Here is a 17,842-nt window from a genome sequence, read left to right as displayed (position 1 = left end):
TCCGGAAGTGTATGTTATTTATTGTGCAAATCGCCTGATAAAGCTTCTTGTGTGTATGCGAATATAGATAAGTCAAGCAAGGTATGCCTCCCCGGCATGACAGGAAGATTGCATAGTAGTTTTGTCGTGTTTTATTTTGTGTTTGTGTTGTGACGGTGCTGCGATGTGAATCGAGGTGCCGTTTTTTATGTATATAAAAAGACTTACTCATAAAAAGAGGGCTTACAAAGATTCTAAAGTATATCGTAGAATCTATGTAAGCCCGTCTTGATGGGAGGGTGCTTTATGCACACCTTATCTAGTTGTTATAAAGGCATATTACCGTGCTTCTTGGGCGGATTTGTCTGCATCTTGTTTTCCGTCATTTCTAGTGCCTGAATCAGACGTTTGCGAGTCTGTCTCGGATAAATGATTTCGTCAATATATCCCAGTTCGGCAGCCTGATACGGAGTAGCAAACTTTTCTTTGTAGGCTTCCAGTTCCTTAGCCTTTGTTGCTTCGTCAGCTTTGCGGAACAGGATATTGATGGCACCGTCTGCACCCATCACAGCGATTTCTGCGCTGGGGTAAGCGAAGTTCACGTCAGCTCCGGTTTGCTTGGAGTTCATTACGATATAAGCGCCGCCGTAAGCTTTGCGGGTAATAACAGTCAGTTTGGGAACAGTAGCTTCTGCGAACGCATAAACTATTTTTGCGCCGTGACGGATGATACCGTTGTTTTCCTGCGTATATCCCGGAAGGAATCCCGGAACATCTTCGAATGTAATCAACGGAATATTGAAACAGTCGCAAAAACGGATAAAACGACTTGCTTTGTCGCTGGCGTCGATGTCAAGAACGCCGGCAAGATAAGCCGGCTGATTGGCTACGATACCTACCGAACGACCTGCCATGCGGGCAAAGCCGATGATGATATTCTTTGCAAAGTTCGGCATGACTTCGAAGAAATAACCGTTGTCTATCACGCGTTCGATAATGTCTTTCATATCATACGGTACGTTCGGATCTGCCGGAACGATTGTATCCAGAAAAGCGTCTTCGCGGTTGGTTTCGTCGGCGCAAGGTTGTTTCCTGGCTTCATCCATATTATTCTGCGGTAAGAAAGACAACAGTTCGCGGATACTCATCAACAGTTCTTCTTCGGAGTTGCACATAAAATGCGTCACACCGCTCTTGCTGCTATGTGTCATTGCGCCACCCAGCTCTTCTTTGCTTACTTCTTCATGAATCACGGTTTTTACTACATCCGGACCAGTCACGAACATGTGACTTTTTTCTTTCACCATAAAGATGAAATCGGTAAGGGCAGGAGAGTAGCAAGCGCCTCCGGCACAAGGACCCAGGATGGCCGAAATCTGTGGAATCACACCGCTGGCCATTGTGTTCTGATAGAAAATATCCGCATAACCGGAAAGGCTTTCGATACCTTCCTGAATACGTGCGCCACCCGAATCATTCAGAGCGATAATCGGGGCACCGTTCTTCAACGCAAGTTGTTGTACTTTCACAATCTTTTTGGCATTGGAAGCAGACAGTGAGCCGCCATATACGGTAAAGTCATAAGCGTAAACAAATACCTGGCGACCGTCTACCTTTCCGTAACCTGAAACGATACCGTCTCCCGGAATTTTGTTTTTATCCATGCCATAGTTCGTACAACGGTGAACCATCAACTTATCCAGTTCAACGAAAGTACCTTTATCGAGCAACATGTCAATACGCTCGCGAGCAGTCATTTTGCCGCTTTCGTGTTGCTTCTCTATTTTATCAACGCCTCCACCAAGAGAAGCGATGCGGTCACGTTCTTCGAACGTGGCGTATGCTTTATTCATTTCTTCCATAATGCAATCCGTTCTTATATTATGCAATCGGTTCTAATGTTATTAATGTCTGGTCGCCGGTAATGTTATCACCTTCCTGAACCAGAATTTCTTTAATGCGGCAGTCTGAAGTCACTTTGTAGTTACTCTGCATCTTCATGGCTTCGATAACGATAGCGGTGTCTCCCGCCTTCATTTCCTGGCCGACTGCAACAGGTATTTTCACTACTTTGCCCGGCATCGGAGAAATGATACAGTCATTCTGTTCTTCTTCCCCTTTCTTGCGCATACGCAGATATTTTGCTTGGCTGTCCACTATTTCTACATTGAAACTGCTATAATGCGTATTCACTTTATAGCTTTTTCCGTTATCACGGCGAATCAGCTGTGCGTTCGAACTGCGTCCGTCCATCAATATGTTGCAAGTACCGTTTTCTGCCATCACTACGTCTGCTTCAAACGTTTTTCCATCAATGGTGAGCACTACCTTGTTATCTTCCTTGCTGACCAGTTCTACTTCGGCCACACGGTTTCCTATATGAATTTCCATAATTGAATTCTCTTTGTTAAAATTTAGATTCTCAACACACCCTTATGCAATCCGAACTCTTTCCACTTGCTGATGGGGCGGTTGTCGGCAGCCATACCGCTGTTGTTCTCTTCGAGATTCATCAAATAGTCTATATAAGCAGCGATCAGGGCAATATTTTCGGAATATTCGCTGGTGCGCGTAATCCGTTGTTGCAGAAACTCGCTGTTCTTGGCGATGAATCCTGTGTCATAATGACCTTCTACAAAATCAGGAGTATCCATGATGGCACGCAGATAACTGATGTTGTTTTTCACTCCGGTCAATTTATATTCGTGGAGAACACGACGCATCCGCTCAATCGCATATTCGCGATTGGTAGCCCATACAATCAGTTTACCGATCATAGGGTCATAGTAGATCGGAATTTCATATCCTTCGTATACATAACTGTCAATACGCACACCGATACTGTTCGGCTCTGTAATCTGTTTGATGATACCCGGACTTGGCATGAAATTCATTTCAGTGTCTTCGGCACAGATACGACATTCGATAGCGTGCCCGCGTTGCTGGATATTCTCTTGTTTCAGTTGAAGCACTTGTCCGTCGGCAACTTTAATTTGCTCTTTCACCAAATCTACTCCGATCACTTCTTCCGTAATTGGATGTTCCACCTGCAAGCGGGTGTTCATCTCAAGGAAATAATAGTTGCGGTGTTTATCAACAAGGAATTCGATAGTACCCGCACCGATGTAGTTCACAGCTTTAGCTGCCGCTACCGCTTTTTCACCCATGTCTTTTCGCAGTTCGGGAGTGACGAAAACCGAAGGAGTCTCTTCCACGATTTTCTGGTTACGGCGTTGCACGGAACATTCGCGTTCGCACAGATGAATGACATTTCCATGCTTGTCTCCAAGAATCTGGAACTCGATGTGATGAGGCTCTTCAACGAACTTCTCCAGGTAAACCGTGTCATCGCCAAAGGAAGACAATGATTCGCTCTTGGCAGTGGTATATGCTTCTTCCACTTCTTCGGCACTGTGGATGAGGCGCATACCCTTTCCACCACCGCCCATAGAGGCCTTCAGCATCACCGGATAGCCAATTTTATTGCAAAGCTCTACGGCTTCTTCTACGCTTTTCAGGTTGTCTTGTGTGCCGGGAACTACGGGTACTCCCGCCTCAATCATTTTGATACGGGCAGCAATTTTATCTCCCATAGCTTCCATTGTTTCCGGATTGGGTCCGATAAAGATGATTCCTTCTTCCTGACATCGACGGGCGAATGTGGCATTCTCGGACAAGAAGCCGTAACCCGGATGAATGGCGTCTGCATGAGCTGCTTTTGCCACTTCGATGATTTTTTCTATATTCAGATAACTCTCTTTGGATGCTGCCGGCCCTACGCAATAAGCTTCGTCTGCATAAAGCACGTGCTTCGCGGTCCGGTCTGCTTCGGAGAAGATAGCGATACTCGTTATCTCCATTTCCCGGCAGGAACGCATCACCCTTACGGCAATTTCACCGCGATTGGCTACTAAGATTTTTTTTATCATACTTTTTTCAATTAAGTACATACTTATTAATGTCTTCCCGTCTAATGGACATACTCCACCCGACGAAAAACAGTATTTTTTTGATTTGGGGCTTAACAAGTGATACTCTTTCTCCTAATCCACGAGGAGAGGGGCGTCTTACACAAAATGGCAGGTCTTCTGACTGACTCTTGTCTTATTTGCCTTCCCGAATAACATCAGTGGCGTTAAATTAGTTCAATTATAAGACATTGAACAGAGTTTCACAGCAGCGGGACTGTCCGGGATTTACACCCGGTTCCCTATTAATCATCGTCCGTTGGATACGGATTCTGAACCATTTTGGGGGGCAAAGATAAATAAATATTGAATAGGATGTTCCTTTTTTGCACGAAAGTTTCAATTTTGTGCAATGCTTGTCCTTAGTCCGGAAGATAAAGTGATAGGAGCAAAGTATGATGCGGAGAAGTCTTTTCGCCGTACGGAGATTATTTGCCTGGATATTAATTGCTGGTCGGGTAAATACAAATGGGTTTGATTCTTTAATTTGTGTGTAACCTTGCTTCTTTTCTAAACCATCTTTCTCCTGATATTGTTAGGTTGATAGTTATTAATTAAAAGGAGATATTCATTATGAAAGAAAAGAAAATAGCTCGTGAAGAAAGAAACCAGGAGAAGCTGGCTAACGGTGATTGGGTAATGGCAGAGTTTTACGCAACGTGGTGTCCTCACTGCCAGCGCATGAAACCGGTTGTTGAAGAGTTCAAGAAACTGATGGTAGGAACATTGGAAGTGGTGGAAGTGGACATCGACCAGGAACCTGCCCTTACTGATTTTTATACGGTGGAGTCGACTCCTACCTTTATTCTTTTTAGAAAAGGGCAACAGCTTTGGCGGCAATCCGGCGAATTATCTTTGGAAAGATTGGAAAAAGCAGTGAAAGGGGTCAAATCCTGAAAATGATGTATCGTTTATTACAATGATATAAATAGCTGGTTTTATGCAGGTGTATTTCGGTATGGCATATATGGAGGAACAGCAGAAAGTATTTTCTATCGAGGTACTTCTGCTTTTCTTTTTATAGCCTTTTCGTTGTCTTGATTATTGGTTTCTGTTCAACCTCAACTCATACAAGCATGCCTGCACTTCTTCAAGACTGCCGGTATGTTTTCCTTCATCATCCGACAGTTTGATACATTCCCTCCACTCCTGATTGACATTCATCTTGCATTGCGTCAGTTTCATCACGATGTTCGAAGGTTCGAACCCGGTATCGTTGGTGAGATTGGTGCCGATTCCGAAAGAGCAGCGGATTTTGTTTTTGCAGTATTCTTGAATGTCTAATGCTTTTGTAAAGTCGAGGGCATTGCTGAATACGATGGTTTTGGTTGTCGCGTCGATTCCCAACTCTTTGTAGCGGGCAACCAGTCGGTCGATAAACTCAAATTCATTACCGGAATCGCAGCGCACACCGTCGAAAAGTTTAGCTTGTTTACGGCTAAGGTTACTAAGGAAGATGCCGGAAGTATAGGTATCGGAAAGTGCGATACCCAAATCACCGTCATAAACATTCACCCAGTTTTCGAGTGCCATATAATTGGCATGTTTATATCCGAACTGTGCTCCATGAAACATAAACCATTCGTGAGGGTGAGTCCCCATCATTTTCATTCCATATTTCATTGCGAAGTTGCAGTTGGAAGTTCCGGTGCAATATTGCGCTGTTTCGTTCAGTTTCTTGATAACTGCTTCCTGCACATCGATGGAGAATCTTCTCCGTGTGCCGAACTCTGAAAAGCGGAGCTGATGTTGGTTTGATAACTCTATTTTCTCCGACAGTTTGCAAAGAATCCCGTTCATATCTGCTACATGGCCGAAGAACCGGTTTTTGATTTCAGAAACAATAGCGAGCAAAGGCACTTCATATAAAGTCACTTTATAAAGCAAGTCAGTCACTTCGATGTGGAGATGACAGGCTTCATCCAGATGAATATCAATCTTATTCGGGTCGAAACGAAAAGAAGACAACCACTCCCAGTAGACTCTCGGGAGAAATCTGCAATTCTTCGTCATGTATTCCAACTCCTCTTCCGTGAATCTCAACTGACTAAGATTCTTGATCTCTGCCTTGAGTGTTTCCAGAAAAGCTTCGGTATACTTTGTTTCGTTCCGGTCATTGAAACTAAAAGTACCCATTGCATAAGGAAACAGTTTGATATAAGCGTACGAGGTGGTAAACTTATAGAGGTCTGTATCTAGTAGTGTTTTAACAATCATGACGTTCGTTCTTTTCTATTAATAACGTTGTAAAGTTAGTATTTGTTGAACGAAATAATAGCCTGCTGACAGATAATTATTCCATTTTTGGGATCGATTTATACCTGATTATCTGATATTATCATTAATTTTGCCGTAATTATGTATTAAATAAAAGATATTTGGTATGAAAAACGCTTTGGTATATAGCTGCGTATTACTGTTGTTATCATGTGGCGGAAAAACCGGAGGAACTTCGCAATCTTCTTCCACGAATCAGGAAACACAGGAAAACGCTTTAAGCGAAAAAACTACTGCTATTTCCGAAGCTTTCTCTATGGATTTTTATAAAGGAAGTGATTGGATTATTCCTGATACGCTTTCCGAATCATTGTTAAAAGAACCGGAAGCATCTTCTTTGAAGGTCTATGACTCCGACAGTATTTGCCGGAAACAAGTAGATGGCGTGGAACGTTGTTTTTACAAGGACTCATTGATGAACGGTGCTTATAAACACTTTTATTTTCGCTCGACTGATTCTTTTGTGTCGGAACCCTATTATTCGGTAGTTGTTTATAAAGACGGAATAAAGAACGATACAGTGCGTCATTACAGTATCTCTTCCCATTGTATGACAAGTCGTATAATCACTCTTGACAGTATTTGTGAACTTTATCAATCTTATTATTCCAACGGATATCCCCATATCTTTTACCAGGCTACACGAGGTAAACTTAACGGAGTACGTCAGAGATGGTATTATGATGGAAAGCCGGACTGGTTTGAACACTATAAAGATGGGAAGCTAAACGGAGAGGAAATGAGATGGCACGCCAACGGACATCTGTGGCAGGTTAATCATTATATTGACGATCAGGAAGTGTTACCGACCGAATGTTGGTATTATAGCCATTCGGAATACGCTTATAATGACCCTAACGGGGTAGCGGAGGCTCCCGACTGGTATGAGTATAAATATCAGGCATCAGAAGGGACTCCCTTTTATTACATTCAAGAAATTTATGCATTGGAGAACGGCAAAAAGTATCTTCTGAAACGAAAATATTTTGAAAAGGATTCCGATGAGCCGATATACTTCATGGATGATAAGTGTGATTCTGTAAAACGAAGCATTGTGACGGTCGGAACTCAAAAGCGGCTGGATATAAGGAATTATTCTGGCGGGCGGCTACGTCGTTTCGAGAGTTATCCGTACTCGGAGAAAGGCGTGCCGGGTGTCATGACTGAAATTTATTCTGAAGAAGGCAACCGGATTGAAAAGAGTATGTATGACTATCATAGTGGAAGAATGATCTCCTTGCGTATGTATAGCAATACAGGGGCAGACGTGAAAAAACTTGAATTTGCTGAATATACGAATATGAAGGCGGATAGTTGTAATAAACAGCTTGATTCTGGTAAAGGGCGTTATACAGACAATCAGAATAAACTGTCCGTGCGCTGGAAAAAGGGGGAACTCGCACTGCTGAATTCTCCGGCGAAAGAAGATGAAGATGGATTTATAAAATGGTACTATGATGGGTATCAGTCTGATTACGGTCTGCATTTTTTTCACTATTCAGGGTTTGAGAGCTGGGGCTATTTTGTGATGAGTGATGTTACAGGAGAAGTTTACGAATATCGTAGTATAGATACCCCTTTATTCTGTGGAAAATCCGGTCTTTTCCTTGTCGTAGATGAAAATCCGTATAAGGAAGAATGTTATGTCCGCGTTTACAAGATGCTTCCCGAAGGACGTTTGGCGGAAGTTGCCGCACTCAATCGGGGAGGAGGGGATTATTTTGAGGTTGATTTGGACGATTTTGTCTGGGTGGGTGTAAGTTCATTCATTGCCAATAAAAAAACGTCGGAAGATGAACTTCAATGTGACTTTTACGGAGGATGCTCTGACAGTTGCCTGGAAGAGTACAGGAAGTGTGGCTATCTGCAAATCGACGAAGACGGCTGGGGGTATGTGCGCGTCGATCTTCGTCCTGATGCTTTGCAGACTAAGCAGGAGCTTCCGTCTTCACTAGAAGCTATTAACGAAATGAATGCATGGGTAAAGTCATTGTGAAACTTCGGTTAATAAGTCAGACCGACTTTCAGTGTGATAGAGCCGTGTGACAATTCTTCCTTAAACTCTGTGTGGAAATACGGGTCGGTATGTTCCTTTGCGCGTTCCAGCTTTTGGAGTTCATAACCGACTGCAAGATTCATTTTTAGTTTCTTGCTCATTTTTAATTGCGCTCCTGCGCAAGGTGAAAGGTAGAACCCTCCGTTTGCTTTTTGGGCAGTGGAAAACGCTCCTCCGATGTTACATTCCAAGTACGGAGTCAACTTTCTGGGGCGGATGATGAAAAACTGCGCATTGGCATATAGCGGGATAAGAGCTTTCTCATAAATGGAAAGTCCGCTGCCCGCACCGATGGTCAACCGTTGGTTAATGTGATAATGCCCTATGATTTGCCAAGTGAAAGGCGTGCGTGAAGGTTGACTCATCGAAAGGCCTGTCCCAATATAGGTAGTGTAAGAGAAGTGTTTGTTATCTGTCTGTCCGTCAGCATATATGGTGATGCCGGATAACAAAATGAGTGTGAATATAAATTTCTTCATAATCATGTAGTGATAGAGTATTATAATGATATTTGTATATGAATGATTTCACAGATATACTTACTATGATTATTGTGTGCAGATCGTTATCTTTTTTACGATATGGAGTGCTGTTGTAAGTGAAGAAGTATCTTTTGTAATATTCCCGTTACTTCCGTCCGCACTGCTATGCCCGATTAAATTGGCTACAAATTCTTTTTCACCCGAAGCTAAATCTACTTCTGTTGCATAGACAAGGGCAGGTTGTCCGCTCCCTTCCTTTCCGCCGGAATAATTGGCGTCTCCTTCTTTAGCCGATTTCGGATATGCGTCATTAAAATCTGTGGAATGATTGATTTCAATTTTGACTATGAACTTTTTCAGTTTCCCGGTTGGCGACATCTTCACATTAAAACTGCCTTTGGGAGTGGCTCCGGTGATACCGTCCGTCAGCGGTTCTTTTTTGGTGGGAAGATATAATCCGTCTTCATATTGGATTCCTCTTTGGTAACACCAATGTGGCAAGGCTTCCTTTCGGCGGTTACCACCGGAGGCTTGCCAGGATTGAGTGGCTATTTTGTGGGTCACATAGATGGTGGATAGATAATGTTCTTCCATATCTTCTGTCCAGATTGCAATCTGGGGTGGATTTTTCTTGTTGATACCCAGAAACAATGGAAAATCATGCATCCACTCTTCCCCCTTTTCGATAGATATTTTAAGATCATTACTGTCGTATTCTACTAATTCCCGGTTGCATCCGCTATTGATAAATAGCGAAAGAAGCCATATTCCCATTATTGTCATTTTATTCATTGTATTAAAGTTATTTTTGTAACCAGAGATCTACTAATAGATTGATTCCTTCTTCTAATTCTTCCCAGCCGCTTTCCTGCTGTATTTTGAGGCCGTTATAAACCGGGCAGTTTTCTTCGAGTAATGTCAGATAGCTGATGGCTGCTGTGATAATGGAAGCCACAGCGGCAGTCTCTTTTCTCGGATGCTTTGATAGTTTACTGACCGCTTCTACCAGCCAGATACCTTTCTCTTCGCGTTGGTTGCGTAATTCTTTCACAAACTTGTTGTCGGTTGTCAGTTCCCAGCGATACAGGCGTTTCAACGTATAACTTTCCCGCAGTCGCGTGATTTGGCTTTTGAATATTTGCTTGATAAATTCTACTAAATGAGCCGTGTCCGGTAGTTCTTCATCGAAGTTGATCCAATAGTCGTTTTGTTGAATATAGGCAGCTATTAGTCCGTCTAGTGAATTGAAATAGCGGTAGATAAGCATTTTTGATACTTTGGCCTTGGCCGCTACAGCATTGATTCCTAATCCTTCGAAACCACTTTCTTCGATGATGTCGTTGACGGCTTTAATCAGGGCCATTTCTGTAGCCTGCCTGTTTTTAATAATCTCTTTTTCCATACGTTTATACCTTTGTTACTAGTTGGTCACAAAGGTATGTTTCCTATCGGTAACATCAAGGAAAAAGAGATTATTTTTTGTAACGGTTGGGTTATGGAGAGAATATGATATGGAAACAAATCTGCTATTTGTAACTAATAAGATATTTCTTTCCCTATTATATTTTGTTTTTAAATGACTTAAGCAATCCTTCTATGATAACGCTACTGTCGGGTTATGAGCAGTCAGGCCACCATCTACGACGATTGTTTGTCCGGTGATATACCTTGCATCGTTCGAAGCTAGAAAAGCGATGGTAGCTGCGACGTCTTCCGGTTCTCCTAAATAAGGAGTGGCACATTGGCCGAGGAAGATGTTGCGTACATCTTCATTCAGGTTATCCAATGCCGCGGGGGTAAGTACCAACCCCGGGGCTACGGCATTGCAGCGGATATTTTTCTTTCCCATTTGGGTAGCGATGTATTTCGTCAGGTTGATGACGCCCGCTTTGCTGGCACCATATAATGTACCGTTAGCATCAGCAGTAAGTCCGCTTATGGAAGCTACGTTGACAATGTTTCCGCCGCCATTGGTAGTCATGATAGGGATGACCTGTTGAGAAAGGTACATGGTACAGCAGAGATTCAAGTGGAATGCCTCGTCAAAGTAATTGATATCCAGCTTCTCGATGTTAAGGTCACGTTTGGGATCGGTTCCTCCTACATTATTAATCAGTACATCTATTCGTTGATATTCATTCATAGAAAAATCAATCAGTTCTTTACAACTCTGGAGTTCGGTGGCGGAAAAATAGACATGGCGCACGTCGGCCCCTGCATGAGTAAGTTCGTTGGCAAGCTGTTCCGCCTTTTTTTCAGAATGGTCAGCAATGACTACTTTGCCCCCTTCGGAGACAATGCGGCGTGTGGTTGCTTCGCCAATACCACCGGCAGCACCGGTGATGACAACTACTTTATTTTCGAATCTGTTCATATATTGGGAATTTGATAGTTACCTTCTATTAGAAACAGATGACAGAGGAATTTGTTAGACCTCATAAACTCTCTTTAATAAGATAAGGTGTCCGATTGGAAAACATTTGCATCTCCTCCGGTTTTATGCCCTGATTATTTAAGAAAACTGTTAAATGTTAATGCCCGGCCGCTTATTTGTTAATACGGTTCTGATTCTATTAAACCATGTTATAAGATACGCTGCATCGGGCCGAAAATTTGGAGATAACCGAAAAGTCCGTATCTTTGTACTGTGTTTTTCATAGTATTAGATTTAAGGTTAACAAAAGATTGGCTGTCTGGGATAGATAGCCTTTTTTTATGCCTGTAAGTCAGGTGCGGATCAGGAAGACTAAAACAACGAATATTGCTTATCCAACAATCTACCTCGGAATATCTGTCCGGCGGCTGGCACTGATTATCATAGCTCAAAGTTACGAAAAAACAATCTAGTTTCCATGATTGGCCCTTTTTCTATTCTTACTTATCCGGGAAGCAACTTATGTGAATGAATATGTTAAATGTTAACGTGTGAAGTCTGAAATGTTAATACGCTCCGCGGAGTATTAAACCCTGTTATAATATCGTCAGTTTGGACTCTGAAATTTGCTATTTATCTGAAATATGGTACCTTTGTACTGTGTTTTTTTCATAAGTATTAGATTTAAGGTTAACAAAAGATTGGTTGCTCGTGATGAGTAGCCATTTTTTGTTTTTATACACGCTGATTGCTTATTCCTTAATCATCGTTAGCAGCATCTTAAATTTCTCCACTGCTACAAGAGCATGCGGTGCATTAGCCGGAAATACAATACTTTCTCCTGCCTTTACAGTGAATAGAGTTCCGTTTAGAGTGATATCGGCTACCCCCTCCAATACCTGCACGAGCGCATCAAACGGAGCACGATGTTCGCTCAATCCTTCACCTTTGTCGAAAGAAAATAATGTGATATTTCCTGCCGGACTCTTGATTAACTGTTTGCTGATAACGCCGCCTTCCGCATATTCGATGAGAGAAGCCAGATGGAGCACAGCTCCTTTTTGAAATGATTGTTCCATATCTGTTTTATTTTTAAGTTACTACCATGTAGAACACTTCTCGAATATGCATTGTTTGTCTATAACAAAAAACGATTTTTATTGTTATAGTACGAAAGACTTAATAAACGAACCATTATGAAGAAGAATATTTTATTTTTCGGAGCACTTGTAGGTGCTCTCTTGTTGGTTTCTTGTTCGGGAGGAAACAAGAAACAGGCTGCGTCCTCTGTCGCTTCGGAGGAATTGGACAATGCCAGTAAGGTGATAAACTATTATCATACATCGCTTATCGTGTTGAGGCATGTAGCCAATGCGAAAGACATAAATGCAGTTTTGGGATATATGGAACAGACAGGAAAAGTTCCTGAAGTATCTCCGATTGCACCACCTGAAGTATCTGCCAGAGATACAGCGGAATTGATGGATCCGGGAGATTATTTTAATATAGAAGTCCGTCAGAATCTGAAGCAGAGTTATCGAGGACTTTTCAGTGCAAGGACGCAATTCTATGATAATTTTAATAAATTCCTCTCTTACAAGCAGGCAAAAGAGACTGCAAAGATCGGCAAGCTCCTCGACGAGAACTATCGGCTTAGTGTAGAAATGTCGGAATATAAACAAGTGATCTTTGATATTCTAAGCCCTCTGACAGAACAAGCTGAAAAAGAACTGCTTGCCGATGAACCGTTGAAAGATCAAATCATGGCCATGCGTAAGATGTCCGGCACCGTGCAAAGCATCATGAATCTCTATTCACGCAAACATGCGCTGGACGGTATGCGTATTGATATGAAGATGGCCGAACTGAAGAAAGAACTCGAAGCTGCAAAGAAACTTCCTGCTGTCACAGGTTATGATGAAGAACAGAAGAATTATTATAGCTTCCTGACTTCCGTAGAATCATTTATGAAAGATATGCAGAAAGCCAGAGATAAAGGTAGCTATTCCGACGAGGACTATAATGCGATGTCGGAGGCCTACGAATACGGACTTTCCGTTATCTAAAGAATCTTCCTCTGTTTGAATGTGAGCTACAATCATGCTCTTTCAAACAGAGGATGTTTTTTTATTAAGAAAAGGTTTGCCGTCTTTTCAATTGTACCTTATTCTCAAATAAGGATCCTGCCTTAAATCCTTATCTGTTTATCATTCCGGCATATCTGTTCTTAATAGGACGACTCCCTAATTTATAAAAAGTCCTTTTTTTACTATACCTCTTTAAACAGGAGCTTTACTTTTGCATTTGAATTAAGAAATAATATCTTTGCTCTATGCAATCATTTCAACTCATAAAACCCTGTTTGGCGCTGGCTCCCTATATACGGCATTACTGGATATTGCAAGACGATTCAGTGACTCCCGTTTCCGAGCGGACTCTGCCTATTGGTTGTATGCAACTGGTATTTCATAAAGGGAAACAACTCCTTTTGTTGGGCGAGTCGGCATTGCAACCCCAATCCTTCATTTCCGGACAATCGGTCGGCTTCTCGGATGTACAGTCGACGGGTAGGATAGAAATGATTACCGTTGTTTTCCAGCCTTATGCAGTTAAAGCATTGTTTCATATTCCCAGCCATCTGTTTCACGGACAAAATGTAGATACCGATGCGATGGAAGATGTAGAACTGTCGGATTTGGTGAAACAGGTCACTGACACTTCTGATAATGCCGTTTGTATTCGTTTGATAGAGCAGTTTTTCCTTCGTCGTTTATACACCCTTCCGGAGTATAACCTCAAGCGGATGTCTGCTGTGTTTCATGAAATAAACCTCCAGCCGCAAATCAACATTGCTCATCTGTCGGAAACGGCCTGTTTGAGCAGTAAGCAGTTTGGACGTATCTTTGCCGATTATGTCGGCACTACCCCCAAAGAATTTATTCGCATTGTCCGTATGCAGCGGGCATTGTCAATGTTGCAGCAGGATGCCACTATCCCTTTTGTACAAGTAGCTTACGAATGTGGCTTCTCCGATCAGTCTCACATGATAAAGGAATTCAAACTCTTTTCCGGTTACACCCCTGCAGAGTATCTTTCTGTCTGCGCTCCTTATTCCGATTATTTTTCCGAACTTTAAAGATGTCCCTTTTTTCCTATCAGGCTTCCTCGTGTTGCCCTACTTTTGCAGTGTCTTTGCAAAGGCTTAGTAGTAACGATAAAAAAGAAACGAAATGAAAAAACTAATTGCATTTTTTGAGATTCCTGCTTCCGATTTCCATCGGGCTGTCGATTTTTACGAAACAGTATTGGGTATGCAACTTCCGACTTTTGAATGTGAAACAGAAAAAATGGCTTGTTTCACAGAAGAAGGTGAAACCGTCGGTGCTATCTCTTATGCTTCAAATTTCGACTTTCTTCCTTCCACGCATGGAGTGCTTATCCATTTCAACTGTGAGGATATAGAACAGACCTTGGAAAAAGTACTTCTGAAAGGAGGGAAAGTAGTCATTCCCAGAACAAAGATTGAGGCGGACGGCAAAGGATGGTTTGCCGTATTCACTGATAGTGAAGGAAATCGGATTGGCATTTATGCTGAAAAATAACAGGTAGGAGAGAGGAAGGTAGCCTGTTATAGCATAATATGCTTTTAGATGCGGATAACGCAAAATGACATGGATAAGAAGATTATAAATCTGCTAAATCCGTGTCATCCGCGTCTAAAAGATAGACTTATCAGGGTTTTGCACTGTCCCCCCCAAAAAGTCAGACGTTAAATCACATCTTTATTCATTCTCTTTATTCCGCCATTTGTCTGTCCGCATTATTCTACCGGAATATAAATTTCCGTCAACAACTCTTCGGGAGCAGTGTCGCATGGATTGTTCAGATAACGTTCCGCGCTGGCTTCATCACGCAGCGTACATTCCATTTCAGGCAGACACTTTCCGTAAATCGTATCATACACAGCTTGCAAATTGTCATACGGACCTTTATACAAGAAGATAGCATAACGTCCGGCCGGGATCACCTTAAATCCGACATCACTTTTGGGGGCTACCTTTACAGGCATTACCATACATACGTCTGTACGCAGTTTTTCTGCCGGTGTCACTTTCGGATCATCGTGATAGATGCAAAGCGGGCTGAAATCTCCCATCGGCAACTGTTGTTCTTTGATGAATTGGAATAAACGGCCCCAGGTGCCACCGTAATCATTCAGTTTGTAATCGCCGGTGAGACGGATATAAATCACATTCCGTTCGGAAACGTTTCTGATCTCTCTTTTTAGTTCCAGGTCTGGCCTGATAATCGCTGGTTTCATAATTACAAAGTTTTTATTGTTTCTATACTCTAAAGGTGAAATGCCATAAAATTGCTTGAACACTTTCGACAACGAAGAAGGAGAAGAGTAACCAATCCGATAGGCTATGTCGGCAATCGGAACATCCGAGTAGCGGAGTAGACGTGCGGCAGCTTCTGTCCGCGTCCGGACAATAAACGTACCAATCGGTTCACCGAGAAAAGCTTTCATGATCCGGTGAAAGTAAAAAGGAGAAAAGTTTGAAATTCTGGCCAGAGATTTTAAATCAATGTCTTCTCCCAAATGTTGGTTGATGTATTCCACTACAACATTTACGCACTTTTGATATTCTTCTTTCGTTGTTTTTTTCTGTTGCATAACTTATTCTGGTATTTCACTCCGCAAAGGTATTGGTAAAAAAGCGAAATGACTTGTCCGATATTGCGGAAATGTCAATTTCCTATTTTCTTTCTGTGATTGCCCGATTCCTGTTTTGAGAATTTATTTTGATATATAATGTTCCTTTTAGTGGTGTTATGGTACGAATTATTACCAAGTTTTTAATCACTAGACGCGAAATTGATTTCTTTGTTTTAAATAATGTCAAAAACTAAAACAAAAAACTTGGTTTTGTTATAAACAATTATTAAAATGACTATATTGTAACCAAATTATTAATAAAAATAGCCATGGATAAAACAATTGTAGGGAACAATGCCGGAAAAGTTTGGTGTGCCCTGAAAGAAATTGGTGAAATTTCAATACCTGAATTGGCAAGAAGATTAAACCTAAGCGTAGAAAGTACAGCATTGGCGGCCGGTTGGCTGGCAAGAGAAAACAAAATTTGTATCCAGCGAAAGAACGGATTAATTGCTTTATCTGATGAAAGCACTTTCCCTTTTAGCTTTGGATAATTACAGATTTTGCGAGTGAGTATCTTTGGATTTCCGTTAACTTGTAAGTAAGAAAATGTCGATATAAGGTATCACATGCAAAGTTTGAACTTAAGAAGTTTAATATTTAAAAGAGTTGCTCCGTAATAGGGCAACTCTTTTAACGTATAATAAACGTATAAAAATATCAAATCGTTCTTGTTGATAGGTAAAATATAGATACTTATATTTCGCAATAATAATAGTCGATTTTTCTTTAAAAGTTCTACTTTGGAGGATTTGTTCAGAATCCTACCCGCTTTCTTCCTAAAGAGAAATCCATGCCTTCGTAATTATAGATTTCAGCCAGTGTCATAGGTTGTGTCTGTTGGGGGATATCCAGTCCTTCTTCCTTTATTAGTTGGTTTACTTTGTCGGTTGTCAGGTCTTTAAATTCGTACCGGGCAGCCAGACGTCCTTTTCTAAGCAAGGCTTCGTCGATATCTTTTAGTGGAGCGTTGAATGTGCAGATAAATTTGATACATAATTCATCGCTTAATAGTCCGTCGCTGATATTCAGTATGTTGACTAGTCCGGCATTCATGCGGTTGCTTCCGTTGCGGCTTGACAATAACTCTTCGCAATCTTCTACGATAAAGATAGAATTTTTTTGTTGACGGATAAAAGTGATAAAGCTAGGGTCCGAAAGTTTGTCTACCAGGTCGCCGCTCATATAAATCATTCTCTTTTTTCCGAGATTGATAAGATGACGGATATAAGTTGTTTTCCCCGTACCTTGTTTCCCGTGCAGAATGATTAATCCGCTTTTATTCTCCTCTAATAGGAAGTTTTCGATTTCAGCGGCTACGGGAGCAAAATCATTGTTATAGTGGCGGTCAATCTGAATGGCCGGCTTATTGATTTGCGATTGTTTCAGGCTGAAGTAGTTATGAGCGTATGTTACTATAAATAGGTTGTTCAGTTTCTCATTCTCCTTTTTGTGGTTTTCGCAAATCTGATTGATACGATCGATTTCTTCCTTATCAATATTGGAATAGGCTATTTTTGTGCAATTATCAAAATAGCCAATCATTAAATTCTTCTTGCAGATAACGATGCAATCATATAACTCTTTTGTAGATGTATCTTCTTCTTCCTCCTCTTCCTCTTTTTCATTCTCAAAATGATTGCAATATATATGCTCGAATATATCGAACGCATCGTCTTGCTGATAAAGTTCTTTGATTTCTTTCAGGAAATCCTGGTTTACTTTATATTTCACCATTTTCATAGAAGGGAATCGTTTGAATATCTGATAGAATAGACTACAAATGCTACTGTCGCTGAACCAGCCTGTGGAGTAATCGAAAATATCTGTGAAATCTGCGAGTGTGTATTCTTTACTCATTTTTTCTTTTTATATAAATAGGACGGCAAAGGTACTAAATAAATCTATGATATGGACTTATCCGATTTCTCATTTTCTTGAAAAACATTGGTATGATAGTTTCCTGCATTTATATCAGCGCGCCCC

Annotated in this window: 17 protein-coding genes and 1 riboswitch; of the genes, 6 read left to right on the top strand and 11 right to left on the bottom strand. The window is 41.4% G+C overall.

The genetic code is table 11. The features are described 5' to 3' along the window. Window positions 1-305: 305 nt before the first annotated feature. From DW173_RS17555 to accC, 3 genes are read right to left on the bottom strand one after another with little or no spacing between them, the layout of a single operon-like run. Window positions 306-1,841: an acyl-CoA carboxylase subunit beta gene (locus DW173_RS17555; protein WP_120144885.1), complete on the bottom strand. Its 1,536-nt coding sequence runs from the start codon at window positions 1,839-1,841 to the stop codon at window positions 306-308. A gap of 19 nt (window positions 1,842-1,860) precedes the next feature. Next, on the bottom strand, window positions 1,861-2,370 hold the full coding sequence (locus DW173_RS17550) for an acetyl-CoA carboxylase biotin carboxyl carrier protein subunit (protein ID WP_004316076.1): 510 nt from the start codon (window positions 2,368-2,370) through the stop codon (window positions 1,861-1,863). Window positions 2,371-2,393: 23 nt separating this feature from the next. Continuing rightward, the gene (gene accC, locus DW173_RS17545; protein ID WP_008026611.1) at window positions 2,394-3,908 is read right to left on the bottom strand and encodes an acetyl-CoA carboxylase biotin carboxylase subunit; all 1,515 of its coding nucleotides are present in this window, start codon (window positions 3,906-3,908) and stop codon (window positions 2,394-2,396) included. Window positions 3,909-4,039: 131 nt separating this feature from the next. Continuing rightward, window positions 4,040-4,244: riboswitch (cobalamin riboswitch) on the bottom strand. Between the two features lie 276 nt (window positions 4,245-4,520). Here accC and DW173_RS17540 point away from each other — a divergent pair. After that, on the top strand, window positions 4,521-4,844 hold the full coding sequence (locus tag DW173_RS17540; protein ID WP_074708857.1) for a thioredoxin family protein: 324 nt from the start codon (window positions 4,521-4,523) through the stop codon (window positions 4,842-4,844). Window positions 4,845-4,988: 144 nt separating this feature from the next. Here DW173_RS17540 and pncB read toward each other — a convergent pair whose 3' ends face one another. Next, window positions 4,989-6,164 (bottom strand): nicotinate phosphoribosyltransferase, encoded by a 1,176-nt coding sequence (gene pncB, locus DW173_RS17535; RefSeq protein WP_120144884.1) that lies wholly within the window; start codon window positions 6,162-6,164, stop codon window positions 4,989-4,991. A gap of 166 nt (window positions 6,165-6,330) precedes the next feature. Here pncB and DW173_RS17530 point away from each other — a divergent pair, with 166 nt between their 5' ends. After that, window positions 6,331-8,220: a toxin-antitoxin system YwqK family antitoxin gene (locus DW173_RS17530; protein ID WP_120144883.1), complete on the top strand. Its 1,890-nt coding sequence runs from the start codon at window positions 6,331-6,333 to the stop codon at window positions 8,218-8,220. An 8-nt stretch (window positions 8,221-8,228) separates the two neighbouring features. Here the strand turns inward: DW173_RS17530 and DW173_RS17525 are convergent, their stop codons facing one another. The 5 genes from DW173_RS17525 to DW173_RS17500 all read right to left on the bottom strand — a co-directional run bounded on the left by DW173_RS17525 (window position 8,229) and on the right by DW173_RS17500 (window position 12,215). After that, window positions 8,229-8,759: a hypothetical protein gene (locus DW173_RS17525; protein ID WP_120144910.1), complete on the bottom strand. Its 531-nt coding sequence runs from the start codon at window positions 8,757-8,759 to the stop codon at window positions 8,229-8,231. A gap of 69 nt (window positions 8,760-8,828) precedes the next feature. After that, window positions 8,829-9,554: a hypothetical protein gene (locus DW173_RS17520; protein WP_120144882.1), complete on the bottom strand. Its 726-nt coding sequence runs from the start codon at window positions 9,552-9,554 to the stop codon at window positions 8,829-8,831. 10 nt (window positions 9,555-9,564) lie between these two features. Continuing rightward, window positions 9,565-10,164, bottom strand: coding sequence for a TetR/AcrR family transcriptional regulator (locus DW173_RS17515; protein ID WP_120144881.1), 600 nt, complete (start codon window positions 10,162-10,164; stop codon window positions 9,565-9,567). A 192-nt stretch (window positions 10,165-10,356) separates the two neighbouring features. Beyond that, window positions 10,357-11,136, bottom strand: a complete 780-nt coding sequence (locus DW173_RS17510; RefSeq protein WP_049702176.1) for an SDR family NAD(P)-dependent oxidoreductase — start codon at window positions 11,134-11,136, stop codon at window positions 10,357-10,359. A 752-nt stretch (window positions 11,137-11,888) separates the two neighbouring features. Then, window positions 11,889-12,215, bottom strand: coding sequence for a cupin domain-containing protein (locus DW173_RS17500; RefSeq protein ID WP_008026616.1), 327 nt, complete (start codon window positions 12,213-12,215; stop codon window positions 11,889-11,891). A 117-nt stretch (window positions 12,216-12,332) separates the two neighbouring features. Here DW173_RS17500 and DW173_RS17495 point away from each other — a divergent pair, with 117 nt between their 5' ends. The 3 genes from DW173_RS17495 to DW173_RS17485 all read left to right on the top strand — a co-directional run bounded on the left by DW173_RS17495 (window position 12,333) and on the right by DW173_RS17485 (window position 14,738). Then, window positions 12,333-13,202, top strand: a complete 870-nt coding sequence (locus tag DW173_RS17495; RefSeq protein ID WP_120070936.1) for a DUF6845 domain-containing protein — start codon at window positions 12,333-12,335, stop codon at window positions 13,200-13,202. A 266-nt stretch (window positions 13,203-13,468) separates the two neighbouring features. After that, a complete protein-coding gene (locus DW173_RS17490; protein WP_120144880.1) occupies window positions 13,469-14,272 on the top strand; it encodes a helix-turn-helix domain-containing protein in 804 nt (267 codons plus the stop codon). Window positions 14,273-14,366: 94 nt separating this feature from the next. Then, window positions 14,367-14,738 (top strand): VOC family protein, encoded by a 372-nt coding sequence (locus DW173_RS17485; RefSeq protein ID WP_004317320.1) that lies wholly within the window; start codon window positions 14,367-14,369, stop codon window positions 14,736-14,738. Between the two features lie 218 nt (window positions 14,739-14,956). On the opposite strand, the gene DW173_RS17480 is transcribed toward DW173_RS17485, so the two are convergent. Beyond that, window positions 14,957-15,814 carry a GyrI-like domain-containing protein gene (locus tag DW173_RS17480; protein WP_004308996.1) on the bottom strand — a complete coding sequence of 286 codons (858 nt, stop codon included), beginning with the start codon at window positions 15,812-15,814 and terminating at the stop codon, window positions 14,957-14,959. 311 nt (window positions 15,815-16,125) lie between these two features. Here DW173_RS17480 and DW173_RS17475 point away from each other — a divergent pair, with 311 nt between their 5' ends. Continuing rightward, complete coding sequence (locus DW173_RS17475) at window positions 16,126-16,350, top strand: winged helix-turn-helix domain-containing protein (protein ID WP_004308997.1); 225 nt, start codon at window positions 16,126-16,128, stop codon at window positions 16,348-16,350. A gap of 262 nt (window positions 16,351-16,612) precedes the next feature. Here the strand turns inward: DW173_RS17475 and DW173_RS17470 are convergent, their stop codons facing one another. After that, the gene (locus DW173_RS17470; protein ID WP_120144879.1) at window positions 16,613-17,716 is read right to left on the bottom strand and encodes an AAA family ATPase; all 1,104 of its coding nucleotides are present in this window, start codon (window positions 17,714-17,716) and stop codon (window positions 16,613-16,615) included. Window positions 17,717-17,842 lie beyond the last annotated feature (126 nt).

It is taken from the genome of Bacteroides sp. AM16-13, from assembly GCF_003602705.1.
Taxonomy (GTDB): Bacteria; Bacteroidota; Bacteroidia; order Bacteroidales; family Bacteroidaceae; genus Bacteroides; species Bacteroides xylanisolvens.
This window is presented reverse-complemented; position numbering and strand designations above follow the sequence as displayed.

What these genes read in the sequence shown, in the direction of transcription:
- DW173_RS17555 (WP_120144885.1), bottom strand. Translation starts at nt 1,841, where the DNA reads ATGGAAGAAATGAATAAAGCATACGCCACGTTCGAAGAACGTGACCGC.
- DW173_RS17550 (WP_004316076.1), bottom strand. Translation starts at nt 2,370, where the DNA reads ATGGAAATTCATATAGGAAACCGTGTGGCCGAAGTAGAACTGGTCAGC.
- accC (WP_008026611.1), bottom strand. Translation starts at nt 3,908, where the DNA reads ATGATAAAAAAAATCTTAGTAGCCAATCGCGGTGAAATTGCCGTAAGG.
- DW173_RS17540 (WP_074708857.1), top strand. Translation starts at nt 4,521, where the DNA reads ATGAAAGAAAAGAAAATAGCTCGTGAAGAAAGAAACCAGGAGAAGCTG.
- pncB (WP_120144884.1), bottom strand. Translation starts at nt 6,164, where the DNA reads ATGATTGTTAAAACACTACTAGATACAGACCTCTATAAGTTTACCACC.
- DW173_RS17530 (WP_120144883.1), top strand. Translation starts at nt 6,331, where the DNA reads ATGAAAAACGCTTTGGTATATAGCTGCGTATTACTGTTGTTATCATGT.
- DW173_RS17525 (WP_120144910.1), bottom strand. Translation starts at nt 8,759, where the DNA reads ATGAAGAAATTTATATTCACACTCATTTTGTTATCCGGCATCACCATA.
- DW173_RS17520 (WP_120144882.1), bottom strand. Translation starts at nt 9,554, where the DNA reads ATGAATAAAATGACAATAATGGGAATATGGCTTCTTTCGCTATTTATC.
- DW173_RS17515 (WP_120144881.1), bottom strand. Translation starts at nt 10,164, where the DNA reads ATGGAAAAAGAGATTATTAAAAACAGGCAGGCTACAGAAATGGCCCTG.
- DW173_RS17510 (WP_049702176.1), bottom strand. Translation starts at nt 11,136, where the DNA reads ATGAACAGATTCGAAAATAAAGTAGTTGTCATCACCGGTGCTGCCGGT.
- DW173_RS17500 (WP_008026616.1), bottom strand. Translation starts at nt 12,215, where the DNA reads ATGGAACAATCATTTCAAAAAGGAGCTGTGCTCCATCTGGCTTCTCTC.
- DW173_RS17495 (WP_120070936.1), top strand. Translation starts at nt 12,333, where the DNA reads ATGAAGAAGAATATTTTATTTTTCGGAGCACTTGTAGGTGCTCTCTTG.
- DW173_RS17490 (WP_120144880.1), top strand. Translation starts at nt 13,469, where the DNA reads ATGCAATCATTTCAACTCATAAAACCCTGTTTGGCGCTGGCTCCCTAT.
- DW173_RS17485 (WP_004317320.1), top strand. Translation starts at nt 14,367, where the DNA reads ATGAAAAAACTAATTGCATTTTTTGAGATTCCTGCTTCCGATTTCCAT.
- DW173_RS17480 (WP_004308996.1), bottom strand. Translation starts at nt 15,814, where the DNA reads ATGCAACAGAAAAAAACAACGAAAGAAGAATATCAAAAGTGCGTAAAT.
- DW173_RS17475 (WP_004308997.1), top strand. Translation starts at nt 16,126, where the DNA reads ATGGATAAAACAATTGTAGGGAACAATGCCGGAAAAGTTTGGTGTGCC.
- DW173_RS17470 (WP_120144879.1), bottom strand. Translation starts at nt 17,716, where the DNA reads ATGAGTAAAGAATACACACTCGCAGATTTCACAGATATTTTCGATTAC.